Source organism: Nocardia sp. NPDC006982, from assembly GCF_042869435.1.
In the GTDB taxonomy this organism is placed as follows: Bacteria; Actinomycetota; Actinomycetes; order Mycobacteriales; family Mycobacteriaceae; genus Nocardia.
Window position 1 is genome coordinate 141,055 of record NZ_JBIAFV010000009.1, and the last position, 14,317, is coordinate 155,371.

A 14,317-nucleotide genomic window follows, 5' to 3' on the forward strand; every position below is an offset into this window, starting at 1 on the left:
GGTTGCCTCGGAATCGACCTGCGCTACCGCGGCTTTGTCACACCGCGCAAGAAATCGCGGGGTGAACCCATGCGCGGCACGCGAAGTGGTGCGCGGAACATCCCGAGGCTGGGACGCGCATTGCTTGTTGCGCGCCAGCGACGAATCCCACCGCTGCGATCGGGTGGGGAGATGGGGTTACGGAAGGACATTCTCGGCTGGTTGTCGACGGCCTGGCGTGCGGCCACCGAATGTCCCGGTGCGCGCCGCGGTGAATTCGCGTTCGACGCGGTCGATTAGTTCGGCGACGGCGACGACATCGTGTACCCCGGCCACGCCGTGGCCCGCGCTGAACATCTGCGCCTGGACCGATGATTGCTGCTGGTCGCCCTGCCCTAGCTCGGCGGCATCGAATCCGGTTTCGGCACGGTGCGTTTCGGCGTTTGCGGTATCGACCCGGATCATGCTGGTCGGCAGGCCGGTGAGTGCGCTGGTCAGCTCGATATCGTCCATCGATGCACGTACCACCGCCTGCTTGTAGGACTCGTGCGCGGCGCTCTCCGCGGTAGCGATGAAGGGCGTGCCCATGTAGCCGAGATCGCAACCGGCGGCCAGGGCCGCGAAAAGGCTGGCACCATCGGTGATGCCGCCCGCGAGCACCAGCGGACCGTCCCAGATCCGGCGAACCGCGCGAATGAAGACGAGTGGGTTCGCCCATCCGGTCTGCCCTCCGGCGCCTGCGGTGAGTAGTACCAGTCCGTCGACACCCGCGGCGATCGCACGCTCGACATGACGCATGGATGCCACATCGGAGAAGACCAGCACACCGGCGTCGTGCAGCGGTCCGACGACCTGGGCGGGCGATCCGACGCTGGTGATGACAGCGGGTACCCGATGGGCGGTGATGACGGCGAGATCGGCTGCCAGCCGAGCATTCGTCCGGTGCACGACGAGATTCGGGATGATCAGGCCCGCGCGCTGCTCGAGGTGGCACAGCCACCGGTCCACATCGGCCGATGACGCGGCGTTGTGCACCGGAAACGAGGCTCCGATGCCACTCTCGGCCGCTGCCACCGCCAGTTCCAAGCCGGATACCCCCGTCATCGGTGCGGCGATGAGCGGAATACGGAAGCGGTCCAGAAACCCGGCCACGGCTTCGTTGGTCATCCTGCACTTCACTTTCACGTCACACAGATCAATGTGGTTGCACGTTCGGGTCGGTGCTGGTCACGTTCGTCATCGCGCTGATCATGCGACACGGTCGCCAACCCAGCACCGCGGGATTGTCGAGTAGCGGATCTGCTCGCGGCGGCCGAGATGCGTTGGCATCCGGCCGCTTCGGCGTCAGCCGAGATCGAAGGGACCGTCGGCGATGACAGTGCCGAGCAGCCCGAGATCGACGCCGAGATCGGCTGTCGCGGCGACACAGGCCGCGACATCCTTGCGCAGGAAAGGCGCCGCCAACCGTTCGAATTTCGGGAATCCCCCGGAGCGCCGAATCGAACTGGCCGCGAAGCTGTTACCGCTGCACGCCGCCAGCGCATCCAGCAAATCGTTGTCCTCGATGCCCAATCGCCTGCCGACCTCCGCCGCGAGCGCCACCAGCTGTGCGTTCGCGGCGAACAGCGCGTTGTTCACCAGTTTCACGCCCAATGCGCTGCCGAGCCCGCCCGTGGCCACAATCGTTCGGGCGTAGGCTTCGAGCACCGGGCGCGCCGCCTCCACCGCCAACGCCGGACCGCCCAGCAGCACCGTCAGCTTGCCCGCCGCGATATCTTCGGCCGAACCGCTCACCGGCCCGTCCAACAGCACCGGTCCGTCCGGATGCGTTGCGGCCAAATCCTTTACCGTCGACACCGCGCCCGTGGTATGCGACACCACAACCGTATCCGGGCCTGCCGCCGCCAACACGCCGTCGGCACCGCCCACGACCTCGACCAATTGCGCGTCGGAGAACACGCAGACGATCACGATATCGGCCGCCGCGGCCGCAGCGACCACCGAATCCACTACCTCCGCACCACATTCGCGCAACCGTTCCCGTACCGGTTCACGGCGCGCATGGACCACCACCCGATAGCCCGCACGCACCAGCCGAACCACCATCGGCTCGCCCATCCGTCCCGCACCGACAAACCCGATGACCTGCGACATACGCGCACTCCTCACTGAGATCCACGACCAACCTACACAAGGCTACCGTTGCACTTACGATAGGCAATACGATATATATTTCGGCGGATCGGCGATACGGTTACGAGAGGCCGATTCTCCAGTGGCGGATATGATCCATCCACGTACGACGCCGCAGGCAGAGGAGGGCAAGTGACCGGCCGACTCACGGACAAGGTTGCGTTCATAACCGGAGCAGCGCGAGGTCAGGGCCGCGCGCACGCGGTGCGCATGGCCACCGAAGGCGCCGACATCATCGCCGTAGACGTCGCGGGGCCACTCCCGCCAGCGGTTCCCTATGATTCGGCGACGCCCGACGATCTCGCCGAGACGGTGCGCCTGGTCGAAGCGACCGGCCGCCGCATACTTGCCTCCACGGTCGACATCCGGGACCTGGACGGATTGCGCAAGGCCGTGAACGAAGGCATCGACACCCTCGGCCGCCTCGACACCATCGTCGCCAACGCCGGAATCTGCATCCCGGAAACCTGGGACGCGATAACCCCCGAATCCTTCCGGGATGTCATCGACGTCAATGTCATCGGAACCTGGAATACCGTCGTCGCGGGCGCCCGGCACATTATCGATGGCGGCCGTGGCGGGTCCATCATCTTGATCAGCTCCGCCGCGGGCGTGAAGATGCAGCCGTTCATGGTGCATTACACGGCCAGCAAACACGCCATCACCGGCATGGCCCGATCTCTGGCGGCCGAACTCGGCAAACACGACATCCGCGTGAACAGCGTGCACCCCGGCGCGGTCAATACGCCGATGGGCAGCGGTGACATGGTCACCGCGCTGGGCCGGGCGTTCGAATCCAATCCGCAACTGGCGCATATGACCACACCGTTCCTCCCGGCGTGGATCGCCGAAGCGGATGACGTAGCCAATGCCGTGTGCTGGCTGGCCAGCGACGAAGCCCGCCTCATCACCGCAGCCCAGATATCGGTAGACCTAGGTTCCACTCAATACTGAGCTCAGTACTAAGGACATATCCATGTCGCTTCTCGAAGGCCGCGTCGCCGTTGTCACCGGAGGCGCCCAGGGCATTGGACTCGCCATCGCCGAAACATTCGTGGCCCACGACGCACGTGTGGTGGTGGGTGATCTGAATCCTGGTGATACGCAACAGATTCTGGGCGCCGATGTCGCCCGTGCGGTGCGCTGCGATGTCACGCGGGCACCCGATATCGCAGCCCTGCTCGATACGGCGCTCACCGAATTCGGTGCGCTCGACATCATGGTGAACAACGCGGGCATCACCCGCGACGCGTCCATGCGCAAGATGTCCGAAGAGGACTTCGACGAGGTGATCGCGGTACATCTCAAAGGCACCTGGCACGGCACCAGGCTGGCGGCGGCGATCATGCGGGAAGCCCGGCGCGGCAGCATCGTGAACATATCCTCGCTCTCGGGCAAGGTCGGAATGGCCGGTCAGACCAACTACTCCGCCGCGAAGGCGGGCATCATCGGATTGACCAAGGCCGCGGCCAAGGAAACGGCCGGACACGGGGTACGGGTCAATGCCATCCAGCCCGGGTTGATTCGTTCGGCGATGACCTTGGCGATGCCCGAACACGTTTGGGCGCAGAAGATGTCCGAAATTCCGATGTCGCGCGCCGGCGAGCCGACCGAGGTCGCGAATGTCGCACTGTTCCTGGCCTCGGACCTGTCCTCCTATATGACGGGAACCACCTTGGAGGTCACCGGTGGGCGATTCATGTAACCGCCGTAGGCCGATCCGAGGCGTCGATTTCCTTGCTCCTGGAGACGAATTGCATGCGTGAAGTTGTGATCTGCGAACCCGTCCGCACCCCCATCGGACGCTACGGTGGATCGTTGCGGTCGCTGTCCGCGGTCGACCTCGGCGTCGCCGCATTACAAGGTCTGTTGCGGCGCACCGGAATCGATCCCGAACTCGTCGAGGACGTCGTGCTCGGACACTGCTATCCGAACAGCGAGGCACCGGCCATCGGCCGCGTGGTCGCACTGGATGCCGGATTGCCGGTCACGGTCGGTGGGATGCAGGTCGACCGGCGGTGCGGTTCGGGTCTGCAAGCGGTCATCCAGGCCGTGCTGCAGGTACAGAGCGGCGCCAACGAGGTGGTTGTCGCGGGTGGCGCCGAGAGTATGAGCAATGTCGCGTTCTATTCGCTCGATATGAGGTGGGGCGGGGCACGCGGGGGTGTAAAGGTACACGATGGTCTCGTTCGCGGCCGCGAAACGGCGGGCGGACAACATCATCCGGTCCCCGGCGGCATGTTGGAGACCGCGGAGAACCTGCGCAGGACCTACGAGATCACCCGCGAGGAGCAGGATCGACTCGCCGTGCGCTCGCATCAGCGTGCGGTCGCGGCCCAGCAGAACGGCGCGAGCGCCGAGCAGATCATCCCGGTCACCGTATCCACACGGGGTACGGAAAGCCGGATCGAGACAGATGAACACCCGCGCGCCGATACCACCGTCGAGGCCCTCGCCGAGTTGAAACCCATTCGCGCACAGCTGGATCCGGATGCGACGGTGACAGCGGGCAATTCCAGCGGCCAGAACGACGCCGCCGCCATGTGCCTGGTCACCACGCGCGAGAAAGCCGAACAACTCGGGCTCACCCCACTGGTCACCCTCAAATCGTGGGCGGTGGCGGGAGTGCGACCCGACATCATGGGCATAGGCCCGGTGCCCGCGACCGAGGCGGCGCTGAGCCTGGCCGGGCTCACCCTCGCCGATATCGACCTGATCGAACTCAACGAGGCATTCGCCGCCCAGGCCCTCGCCGTGCTGCGCGAGTGGAAGTTCGGCGAGCAGGATCTGGAACGCACGAATCTGCACGGCTCCGGCATCTCGCTCGGCCATCCGGTGGGTGCCACCGGCGGACGAATGCTCGCGACGCTCGCGCGCGAAATGCACCGGCGCGAATTGCGTTACGGGCTGGAAACCATGTGTATCGGCGGCGGACAGGGCCTCGCCGCCGTTTTCGAAAGGGTGGCATGACCAAGCGCGTATTCACCTCGTTGGACCAGCTGCGTGCCGCGGTCGGCGAATCCATCGGACCGGGACCATGGCTGACTGTCGACCAGGCTCGAATCGATGCCTTCGCCGAAGCCACCGGCGACGACCAGTGGATCCACGTCGACCCGCGGCGCGCCGCGGACGGACCATACGGCGCGACCATCGCCCACGGCTACCTCACGCTCTCACTGATCCCGCTGCTGGGCCGCGACATCTACGCCCTCGACTTCGGCACGGCCCGAATCAACTACGGCAGCAACACCGTTCGCTTCCCGTCGGCGGTCCGCTCGGGCACACGCATCCGTGCCACCGCGACCATCGCGGACCTGCGAGTCGAACAGGCAACGGCTCAGTTGACCGTCCGCTGGACCATCGAAAACGAAGGACAGCCCAAACCGGCGTGTGTTGCGGAAACGATCACGGTGGTGGTGCTGTGAAACTCGCACAAACGCACGGTCTTTCCGAGATCCAGACCGAAATCCTGAATACCGTCCGCGCATTCGTGGACAAGGAGATCATTCCCAGCGCTCAGGAACTCGAACACGCCGACACCTACCCACAGGCCATCGTCGACCGCATGGCGGAGATGGGGCTGTTCGGCCTCATGATCCCCGAGGAATACGGTGGACTCGGCGAATCACTGCTCACCTACGCACTCTGCGTCGAAGAACTCGCACGGGGCTGGATGAGCATTTCCGGGGTGATCAACACCCACTTCATCGCCGCGTATCTGCTTCAGCACCACGGCACTCCGGAGCAGAAGCGGCACTTTTTGCCCCGGATGGCCACGGGCGAGATCCGCGGCGCGTTCTCGATGTCGGAACCCGAACTCGGCTCGGATGTGGCCGCCATTCGCACGAAAGCGATCCGCGACGAGGCCGGCGATTACGTCATCGACGGCCGGAAGATGTGGTTGACCAACGGCTCGACAGCGACCGTGGTCGCGGTCTTGGTCCGCACCGACGAAGGACGCGAACGTCCGCACGACAACCTCACCACCTTCCTGATCGAAAAGCCCGCCGGATACGGCACGGTGGCGCCGGGTCTGACCATTCCCGGCAAGATCCACAAAATGGGCTACAAGGGCATCGATACCACCGAGCTACTGTTCGACAACTACGTCGCGGCCGCGGACACGGTGCTCGGCGGCACTCCAGGCGAGGGCTTCAGGCAGATGATGGATGGCATCGAAGTCGGCCGTGTCAATGTCGCCGCGCGCGCCTGCGGAATAGCCATTCGCGCATTCGAACTCGGCGCCCGCTATGCCCAGCAGCGCTCGACCTTCGGCAAACCCATCGTCGAGCACCAGGCCATCGGCTTTTCGCTGGCGGAGATGGCGACCAAAGTCGAAGCGGCACATCTGATGATGGTCAATGCCGCCCGGCTCAAGGATTCCGGTGAACGCAACGACGTCGCCGCGGGCATGGCCAAATACCTGGCCAGCGAATTCTGCAACGAAGTCACCCAGGCCAGTTTCCGCATCCACGGCGGCTACGGGTATTCCACCGAGTACGAGATCGAGCGGCTGATGCGCGAGGCGCCGTTCATGCTGATCGGCGAAGGTACCAGTGAGATCCAGAAACGGATCATCAGCAAGGGCGTCCTGCGCGACTACCGTCTCTGAACCTCGACCGACTGGCCCTGCACGAACAGGGGCCGGTCGGGCAGCTGTCGGACGCACGCCAGACTGTGCACCGTCAGGCCCAGACGGCGATCAGATCCGAGCTGACGGTCACCTGCCCGGTGGTGTCCTCAGCACACTCACACGCGCGACCACCGCCCCGAAATACAGCGCGGTCGCCGTCCCGTAGTTCCGGACGGCGACCGCGATATGTAGAGACCGGTGCCCAGCTGTCAGACCGAGCTCATCTCGGCTGGAATCGTTGCGCACCATCGATACGCACGACCTCGCCATTGATGTACGGGTTTTCCAGCAGGTGCTGGGCGAGCGAGGCGTACTCGTCCGGCGCGCCGAGCCGCTTCGGGAACGGCACCGAGGCGGCGAACTTCGCCAGCCGCTCCTCGCCGAGGAAGTCCATCAGCGGGGTGTGGATGGTGCCCGGTGCGATGCTGTTCAACCGGATGCCCACCGAACTGAGATCCCGTGCACCGGACAAGGTCAGCGAGATCACGCCGCCCTTGGCCGCCGAGTAGGCGGACTGACCGATCTGGCCCTCGTACCCGGCGATCGAACTCGTCATCACGATCGCGCCGCGCTCCCCATTCGGCTTGGGGTCCAGCTTCGCGATCCGCGCGGCGGCCAGGCGCAGCACGTTGTAGGTGCCGGTGAGATACAAAGAGATGGTGTCGGCGAATCCCTTCAGCGTCGCCGGGCTGCCGTCCCGGTTGATGACGCGCTCCAACACACCGAAACCACCGTGGGCGATAACCGCGTACCGCAGCACACCCAGCTCGTCCGCCTTCGCGAGCGCGGCCTCGATGGTCGCGTCATCGAGCACGTCGGTGCGCACATAGGCGACCTTGTTACCGAGTTCATCGGCCAACGCCGTCGCCTTCTCGTCGTTGACGTCGGCGATGACGACGGCGGCGCCCGCACCGTGCAACCGGCGCACCGTGGCATCGCCCAACCCACCGGCACCGCCGGTCACCAGTACCACTTCACCTTCGAACGACACAGCGTCTCCTTACTTTTTGGGTCGATTGTGGTGCGAGCCGAAAGCCCTTACGCACCAGTCCATTTGGGGGCACGTTTCTCGGCGAAGGCCAGCGCGCCCTCCTGCGCGTCCTTCGACTGGAATACCGGAATGACCAGTTCCAGCTGCTTCTGCCACATCTCGTCGGAGGTCCAATCACTGGATTTGACGAGGACCTCTTTGGTCTTGGCGACGGCCAGCGGCCCATTGGCGGTGATCCGCTCGGCCAGGGCCAGCGCTTCGTCGAGTGCGTTTCCGGGCTCGGTGAGCACATTCACCAGGCCGTAGGCCGCGGCCTCCTCGGCCGTGAAATTGTCGCCGGTCAGCGCCAGTTCGACGGCCTTCTGATAAGGAATGCGGCGCTGCAACCGCAGCAACGCACCACCCGCGGCGACCAGACCGCGCTTGACCTCGGGCACACCGAATGTCGCGGTTTTCGAGGCGACGATCAGATCGGTCGCCAGCACCACCTCGGTGCCACCCGCCAGCGCGTACCCCTCGACCGCGGCGATGATCGGCTTGACCGGCGGCTTTTCGGTGAAACCGAGGCCACGCCCCGGCACGATCACGATCTCACCGGCCGAGAATGCCTTCAAATCCATTCCCGCACAGAAATTCCCACCGGCGCCGGTCACCACGGCGACCAACAGTTCCGGACTCTCGTCGAGCTCATCGACCGCGTCGGCCAGTCCCTGACTGACCGCGGTATTGATCGCATTGCGCGCATCCGGCCGGTTGATGGTGATCACCAGCGTGCGCCCGCGGCGTTCCCGCAGAACCTCATCCGACATATTCGGTCACACCTCCACGATGAGCGCGCCGCCCTGACCGCCGCCCGCACACATCGCCGCAACCCCGATGCCGCCGCCGCGCCGGCGCAGCTCGTAGAGCAACGTGGTCACCATGCGGGCACCGGACGCCGAAATCGGATGCCCCAGACTGCATCCGCTACCCGAGAAGTTCACCAGCTCTTCGTCGAGTCCGTGCTCGCGCACCGCGGCGATCGGCACCGACGCGAAGGCCTCGTTGATCTCCCACAGCGCCACATCGGCGGGCTTCAGACCGGCGCGGTCCAGGATCTTGCCGATCACCTTGCCCGCGGCGAGTCCGTTGTCGGCCGGGGTGACGGCGGTATTGGCCCACGCCCGCACGGTCCCGAGAACCTCGAGTCCCTCGGCGGCGGCATAGTCGTCGCCGACCAGCGTCACCGCCGCCGCGGCGTCGTTGATCCCGCTGCTGTTACCGGCCGTGATCGAGAAGCCCTCGATCTCCGGATGCAGCACGGGCAGGGCCGCCAGCCGCTCCAAAGTGGTATCGCGGCGCGGGAATTCATCGACCGCGAAGTCGATCACCGAACCGTCGAGCTGCTGGATTTTCATCGGCACGATCTCGTCGACGAACTTTCCGGCATCGATCGCGGCGACCGCGCGCTGATGCGACCGCAGTGCCCACGCGTCCATCTCCGAGCGAGTGATGCCCACCTTCTTGGCCGTATTCCAGCCGACGGTGATCGCCATGTCGAGGGTCGGCGCGTCCGGCGTCTCCGGATGTGACGGCGGCATCCACGGCTCGATGAACTCGAGCTCGGCCCGGCCTGGCACTCGCCACTTCATCAGCGGCGCGGTCGACAGCGACTGCACACCGCCCGCGACGATCACCCGCTCCATTCCCGAGACGATGTGCGCGGCACCGTTCCCGATCGCGGTAAGACTGCCCGTGCAGTGGCGATTGACCGCCTGTCCCGGCACGGTCAGCATGCCGCTGGCCACGGCGGCATGTCGCGCCAGATCGCCACCGCCGTAATTCAATTCGGCGAGTATGACGTCGTCGACGGCGGCAGGATCAATACCGGCCCGGCGAACCGCCTCGGGCAGGATCGTGGTCGCCAGGGTTTCGGAGGGCACATTCGCCAGCGCCCCTTTGAATGATCGTCCGATCGCCGTCCTGACGGCACTGACCATGACAGGTTTGGCCATATCTCTCAACCCTCTGAGCTATCGAGCCGCACCCTCGGGCGCAGCATTTCGAATGTATTCATCACATTACAGTTAGTAATACAGTATAGACTTACTGCATCTTTCTCAGCACGGTGTGGCCACCGTTACTGCATCGAATTATCCTGGCGCAGTGAATATTTCGATCAGATCGACACCGTGTCCAGCGATCTGATCGCGCTGCCGCCGCCAGTCCGTCATCGGGGGCCATGCCGACCGCGACAACGACCACCACACCGGCGACGCTCATCGGGCCACCTCGATCATTTCGAAATCGGATTTCTCGGCGCCGCAATCCGGACATGTCCAGTCGTCCGGAATCTCGTCCCACCGGGTGCCGGGCGCGATGCCGTCATCGGGCCAGCCCAATTCCTCGTCGTATTCGAATCCGCAGATGATGCAGCGGAACAGCCGATAGGTGGTCGCGGTCTCGTTCATCGGCCTTTGCCCCACGGCACGGCTTTGACGAAACCGCCCGCGTCCACTCGCAATTGGCTGCCGGTGATGTAGCGAGCGTCCTCACCGGCCAGGAAGACGATGAGATTGGAGACGTCCTGCGGTTCGATGTACGGGATGGGCATCGCCTGCATCGCCGGGAAGGCCTGCTCGGCGTCCTCGCGGGTCGGCGCCTCCTTGTCGGGGCGGAAGACTTTGTACATGCCCTCGTTGTGCAGCATGTCGGTGTTCACATTGGTCGGGTGCACCGCGTTCACCCGGATCGACTTCTTCGCCAACTGGATCGACAAGTCGTTGACATATTGTGCGACAACCTGTTTTGCGAAGCTGTAGGCCGAGCCACCGGGCCCCTGTTTAGTGGAACTACCCAGTTGGGCCGCCAACGACCCGGTCGCGATGATGGACGCTCCGGCACCGAGGTACGGGATGCTGGCCTGGATGACATTGAACACCCCCACCAGATCGGTATCGACGGTGTCCGACCACGACTGCATGGTCTGGCCCTTGCCCATCGCCGAAATCCCGGCATTCGCCACTACGATGTCGAGCCGGCCCAATGCCTCGACACCGGCCGCGATGGCACTCCAGACCGCGCTGCGCTCCCGCACGTCCACGATCACGGGATGGACACGGACGCCTTCCTTTTCGACCAGCCGGGCCGTCTCCCCCAGATCCTCCGGACGCGCCAGCGGGTAGGTATTCCCCTCGAGGTCGGCGCAGATATCCAGTGCGATGATGCTCGCACCCTCGGCGGCCAGATTGACCGCATGCGAACGGCCCTGCCCGCGCGCGGCACCCGATATCACCGCGACCTTGTCGTCCAATTTCCCCACGGGTTACACCCTTTCCGTCATTCAGTGGTGGGCCGCGCGCCGAGAGTCGCCACGGTGTCGCGAACTGTTCAGTGCCGCCTCGGAATTCGGCTGCCGATGGTTTTGGTCTCCAGATACTGCTGGAAACCCTCCAGGCCGCACTGGCGGCCGACTCCGCTGTTCTTGTAGCCGCCGAAGGGGGCGTCGGCGCCGTAGAACATGCCGCCGTTGACACCGATCGCGCCGGTCCGGATGCGCCGCGCGATACCCATCCCCCGCTCCAGCGACACCGAGAGCACCGCGCCCGCAAGACCGTAGGTGCTGTCGTTGGCGATGCGTACCGCCTCCTCGTCGTCGGAGAACGGCATCAGCACCAGCACCGGGCCGAAGATCTCCTCCTGGGCGATCGGCAGGCTCGGATCGTCGCAGACGAATACCGTCGGCTCGACGAAGTAACCACCGGCAAGATGCGGTGGCAGGTTCTGCACTGCCGCACCGCCGGTGACAAGGCGGGCGCCGTCGACGGTCGCGCGCGTGCACGCATCCAGGACATGGCTGCGCTGGGCCGCACTGATCACCGGTCCCACCAGGGTTTGCGGCAGTGCCGGATCACCCACCGGCACCGCCTCGAACGCCGCGGCCACCTGCGCGACCATCTCGTCGAACTTCGACCGGTGCACGAGCATCCGGCTGGTCGCGGCACATGCCTGACCGGCGTGCACGCAGACGCCGACCGCGCTGCGCAGTGCCACCACCGGGTCGGCATCGTCCAATACGATCAGCGCCGACTTTCCGCCCAGCTCGAGAAATGTCCGCTTCATGGTGTCCGCGCCCTGCCGCATCAGCGTGCGCCCGACCGCAGTCGACCCGGTGAAGGAGATCATGTCCACCCGCGGATCGGTCGCCAGCAATCCGGCGACCTCGTTGGACGGCGTGGGGACGACATTGACGACACCCGGCGGAAAGTCGGTGCGCTCGGCGATGAGCCGCCCGAGTCGGGTGGCATGCCACGGCGTATTCGGATCGGGTTTGAGCACCACGGTATTTCCCGCCGCCAGCGCGGGACCGAGTTTGTTGAGCGCGATCTCGAGCGGGAAATTCGACGGACAGATCGCCGCGACCACACCCACCGGTTCCTGAATCACGGTGCGCACGTTGCGATCACCGAACAGACCGCCGCCCTCGAGCACGCGCTCCCAGCCGAATTCGCCGATCAGCCGCGACGGATAGCGCAGGGACTCCGCCAGCGGCCAGTCCAGTTGCGCATTGCGCAGCGTCATCGCCGGAGCTCCGGCCTCGGCGACGAGTTCCTCGCCCAGCTCATCCTTTTCGGCCTCGATGGCCTGCTGCAGTTGGTCCAGGCATCGCTGCCGCAGCGCCCGATTCGTCGACCAGTCGGTTGCATCGAAGGCCCGGCGCGCGGCCGCGATCGCCCGCAGCATATCCGCCGAACCCGCCGCCGCCGTGCTGCCCAGCACGTCGCCGGTGGCGGGGCTGATGTTGTCGAACGCGGCACCCGAGGCGGCCGCGACCAGCTCGCCGTCGATCAGCATCCGGAATTCGGCTCGCTCGGCGGCGCGGCGCCCCAATTCGACAATGGGCGCCGCCGCCTCCCCGACGGTCTCGCTCACGACTGCGCCCCGCTAGCACTCGGCTCCGTACGCGAAGGCGCACCGTGCCGATGGTTCACTCGCTGACGCTCGCTCACGACTGCGCCCCGCCAGCACTCGGCTCCGTCGTACGCGACCGCGCGCTGTGCTGGATGGTTCGCTCGCTCTCCCTCACATTTCCTCCTGGTCGTCGGGCGGGCAGTTACCGCGCGTCACCGCCTCGCGCGCGGCAGGTAGTGAGCTCCGGGTACGCGGGAAGCAACGCTGATTCCCTTCGGACGACGTTGTCCGAGACCCACCGGGATAGTCCATCCTGGATGCTTAACTGTAAGCATTACCGTATATTACTTCAAGACGGTGAGCAATCGCAGGAAAAGGAGCTCCAATGTCGGGTCTGCTCAATGGCGTCCGAGTAGTCGAACTGGCGTCGTGGACGTATGTGCCCAGCGCCGGCGCCGCACTGGCGGATTGGGGCGCGGATGTGATCAAGATCGAGGACACCAGGGGCGGCGATCCGTGTCGCGCCCTGGTCGTCGGCGGTCTGGATCTCGCACACTCGCCGGTGCGGGCCAACTACATGATGGAACTCGGCAACCACGGCAAGCGCAGCATCGGCGTGGATATCAAATCCGAGCGCGGACACGAAATCCTCGGCAAGCTGATCGCGAATGCCGATGTGTTCCTGACCAATTGGCTACCAGGACCGCTCGAACGCGCCGGTTTGTCCGTCGAACGAATTCGTGAATTCAACCCGAAGATCATCATCGCTCGCGGCAGCGGCCACGGCAGTCGCGGACCCGAGCGCGAGCGCGGCGGATTCGACGGTGCCAGCTACCTGGCGCGCGCCGGTGTCGCCTACGCCCTCACCCCACCCGACGCCGAATATCCGGTGGCCCAGGGGCCAGCCTTCGGCGATCTCCAGGGCGGCATCACCCTGGCGGGCGGTGTCACGGCGGCGCTGTTCCACCGCGAGCGCACCGGACACGCTCCGATCGTCGACAGTTCCCTACTGGCGCAGGGCATGTGGGCCGTGGCCCCGGATATCGCGGCGGCCGATTACTACGACATCGACCGGATTCCGCCGAACCCGGCGGGCACCGCACTCAATCCCGCCGTCAACCGGTACAAGACGCGCGACGGCCGCTGGGTGCAGATGATGCTGCTGCAGGCGGACCGCTATTGGCGGGGATTCTGCGAGCGCATCGGCCGGGCCGATATGGCCACCGACGAACGGTTTGTTCCGCTGGCGAATCTGGTCGCCAACCACGAGGCCGCCACGGCCGAACTCCGCAGGACCTTCGCCGAACGCGATCTCGCCGAATGGCAGAAGATCCTGGCCGAGGAGCCGGGTGTATGGGCCACCCTCGCCAGCCCGCAGGAAGTGCTCGCCGACCCCCAGGTGGCCGCCAACGGCTATCTGATGACATTGACCGACAGCGCCGGTAAGGCCTACCGAACCGTCAGCGCCCCAGTGCAATTCGATGAGACCCCGGCACCGCCGACCCGCTCGCCGGAGTACGGCGAACACACCGAGACCATCCTGCTCGAACTCGGCATGGACTGGGACGAGATCGTCGCCGCCAAAGATGCGGGCGCGGTGCTCTGAAACGGATCCCATCGACCATCCCGCA

Annotated in this window: 14 protein-coding genes; 6 read left to right on the plus strand and 8 right to left on the minus strand. The window is 65.4% G+C overall.

The genetic code is table 11. From position 1 onward, the window contains the following. Positions 1 to 177: 177 nt before the first annotated feature. Together ACFYOW_RS31275 and ACFYOW_RS31280 are read right to left on the minus strand one after the other, a co-directional pair. A complete protein-coding gene (locus tag ACFYOW_RS31275) occupies positions 178 to 1,146 on the minus strand; it encodes an NAD(P)H-dependent flavin oxidoreductase (protein WP_387293664.1) in 969 nt (322 codons plus the stop codon). Positions 1,147 to 1,323: 177 nt separating this feature from the next. Next, a complete protein-coding gene (locus tag ACFYOW_RS31280; protein WP_387293665.1) occupies positions 1,324 to 2,133 on the minus strand; it encodes an NAD(P)-dependent oxidoreductase in 810 nt (269 codons plus the stop codon). Positions 2,134 to 2,304: 171 nt separating this feature from the next. Between ACFYOW_RS31280 and ACFYOW_RS31285 the strand changes: the two genes are divergently transcribed. From ACFYOW_RS31285 to ACFYOW_RS31305, 5 genes are read left to right on the plus strand one after another with little or no spacing between them, the layout of a single operon-like run. Then, positions 2,305 to 3,126, plus strand: a complete 822-nt coding sequence (locus ACFYOW_RS31285) for a mycofactocin-coupled SDR family oxidoreductase (protein WP_387293666.1) — start codon at positions 2,305 to 2,307, stop codon at positions 3,124 to 3,126. Between the two features lie 22 nt (positions 3,127 to 3,148). Beyond that, entirely contained in the window at positions 3,149 to 3,877 is a 729-nt protein-coding gene (fabG, locus tag ACFYOW_RS31290; RefSeq protein ID WP_387293667.1) for a 3-oxoacyl-ACP reductase FabG, read from the plus strand. Between the two features lie 53 nt (positions 3,878 to 3,930). Beyond that, the gene (locus ACFYOW_RS31295) at positions 3,931 to 5,142 is read left to right on the plus strand and encodes an acetyl-CoA C-acetyltransferase (RefSeq protein ID WP_387293668.1); all 1,212 of its coding nucleotides are present in this window, start codon (positions 3,931 to 3,933) and stop codon (positions 5,140 to 5,142) included. Then, positions 5,139 to 5,597 carry a MaoC family dehydratase gene (locus ACFYOW_RS31300; RefSeq protein ID WP_387293669.1) on the plus strand — a complete coding sequence of 153 codons (459 nt, stop codon included), beginning with the start codon at positions 5,139 to 5,141 and terminating at the stop codon, positions 5,595 to 5,597. The genes ACFYOW_RS31295 and ACFYOW_RS31300 overlap by 4 nt, the downstream gene beginning before the upstream one ends. Beyond that, entirely contained in the window at positions 5,594 to 6,784 is a 1,191-nt protein-coding gene (locus ACFYOW_RS31305) for an acyl-CoA dehydrogenase family protein (RefSeq protein ID WP_387293670.1), read from the plus strand. Before ACFYOW_RS31300 ends, ACFYOW_RS31305 begins: the two co-directional genes overlap by 4 nt. A 241-nt stretch (positions 6,785 to 7,025) precedes the next feature. Here ACFYOW_RS31305 and ACFYOW_RS31310 read toward each other — a convergent pair whose 3' ends face one another. The 6 genes from ACFYOW_RS31310 to ACFYOW_RS31335 all read right to left on the minus strand — a co-directional run bounded on the left by ACFYOW_RS31310 (position 7,026) and on the right by ACFYOW_RS31335 (position 12,629). Continuing rightward, positions 7,026 to 7,796 (minus strand): SDR family NAD(P)-dependent oxidoreductase, encoded by a 771-nt coding sequence (locus tag ACFYOW_RS31310; protein ID WP_387293671.1) that lies wholly within the window; start codon positions 7,794 to 7,796, stop codon positions 7,026 to 7,028. 47 nt (positions 7,797 to 7,843) lie between these two features. Further along, positions 7,844 to 8,605, minus strand: coding sequence for a crotonase/enoyl-CoA hydratase family protein (locus ACFYOW_RS31315; protein ID WP_387293672.1), 762 nt, complete (start codon positions 8,603 to 8,605; stop codon positions 7,844 to 7,846). Positions 8,606 to 8,611: 6 nt separating this feature from the next. Next, positions 8,612 to 9,790, minus strand: coding sequence for a thiolase family protein (locus ACFYOW_RS31320; RefSeq protein ID WP_387293673.1), 1,179 nt, complete (start codon positions 9,788 to 9,790; stop codon positions 8,612 to 8,614). Positions 9,791 to 10,054: 264 nt separating this feature from the next. Continuing rightward, the gene (locus ACFYOW_RS31325; RefSeq protein WP_387293674.1) at positions 10,055 to 10,246 is read right to left on the minus strand and encodes a rubredoxin; all 192 of its coding nucleotides are present in this window, start codon (positions 10,244 to 10,246) and stop codon (positions 10,055 to 10,057) included. After that, on the minus strand, positions 10,243 to 11,097 hold the full coding sequence (locus ACFYOW_RS31330) for a mycofactocin-coupled SDR family oxidoreductase (RefSeq protein ID WP_387293675.1): 855 nt from the start codon (positions 11,095 to 11,097) through the stop codon (positions 10,243 to 10,245). The genes ACFYOW_RS31325 and ACFYOW_RS31330 overlap by 4 nt, the downstream gene beginning before the upstream one ends. A 68-nt stretch (positions 11,098 to 11,165) precedes the next feature. After that, a complete protein-coding gene (locus ACFYOW_RS31335; RefSeq protein WP_387293814.1) occupies positions 11,166 to 12,629 on the minus strand; it encodes an aldehyde dehydrogenase family protein in 1,464 nt (487 codons plus the stop codon). A gap of 442 nt (positions 12,630 to 13,071) precedes the next feature. Here ACFYOW_RS31335 and ACFYOW_RS31340 point away from each other — a divergent pair, with 442 nt between their 5' ends. Next, a complete protein-coding gene (locus ACFYOW_RS31340; protein WP_387293676.1) occupies positions 13,072 to 14,292 on the plus strand; it encodes a CaiB/BaiF CoA transferase family protein in 1,221 nt (406 codons plus the stop codon). Positions 14,293 to 14,317 lie beyond the last annotated feature (25 nt).

Bases quoted from the DNA above. Each gene is read 5' to 3' on its own strand.
- ACFYOW_RS31275 (WP_387293664.1), bottom strand. From the start codon at position 1,146: ATGACCAACGAAGCCGTGGCCGGGTTTCTGGACCGCTTCCGTATTCCG.
- ACFYOW_RS31280 (WP_387293665.1), bottom strand. From the start codon at position 2,133: ATGTCGCAGGTCATCGGGTTTGTCGGTGCGGGACGGATGGGCGAGCCG.
- fabG (WP_387293667.1), top strand. From the start codon at position 3,149: ATGTCGCTTCTCGAAGGCCGCGTCGCCGTTGTCACCGGAGGCGCCCAG.
- ACFYOW_RS31295 (WP_387293668.1), top strand. From the start codon at position 3,931: ATGCGTGAAGTTGTGATCTGCGAACCCGTCCGCACCCCCATCGGACGC.
- ACFYOW_RS31300 (WP_387293669.1), top strand. From the start codon at position 5,139: ATGACCAAGCGCGTATTCACCTCGTTGGACCAGCTGCGTGCCGCGGTC.
- ACFYOW_RS31315 (WP_387293672.1), bottom strand. From the start codon at position 8,605: ATGTCGGATGAGGTTCTGCGGGAACGCCGCGGGCGCACGCTGGTGATC.
- ACFYOW_RS31320 (WP_387293673.1), bottom strand. From the start codon at position 9,790: ATGGCCAAACCTGTCATGGTCAGTGCCGTCAGGACGGCGATCGGACGA.
- ACFYOW_RS31325 (WP_387293674.1), bottom strand. From the start codon at position 10,246: ATGAACGAGACCGCGACCACCTATCGGCTGTTCCGCTGCATCATCTGC.
- ACFYOW_RS31335 (WP_387293814.1), bottom strand. From the start codon at position 12,629: ATGCTGATCGACGGCGAGCTGGTCGCGGCCGCCTCGGGTGCCGCGTTC.
- ACFYOW_RS31340 (WP_387293676.1), top strand. From the start codon at position 13,072: ATGTCGGGTCTGCTCAATGGCGTCCGAGTAGTCGAACTGGCGTCGTGG.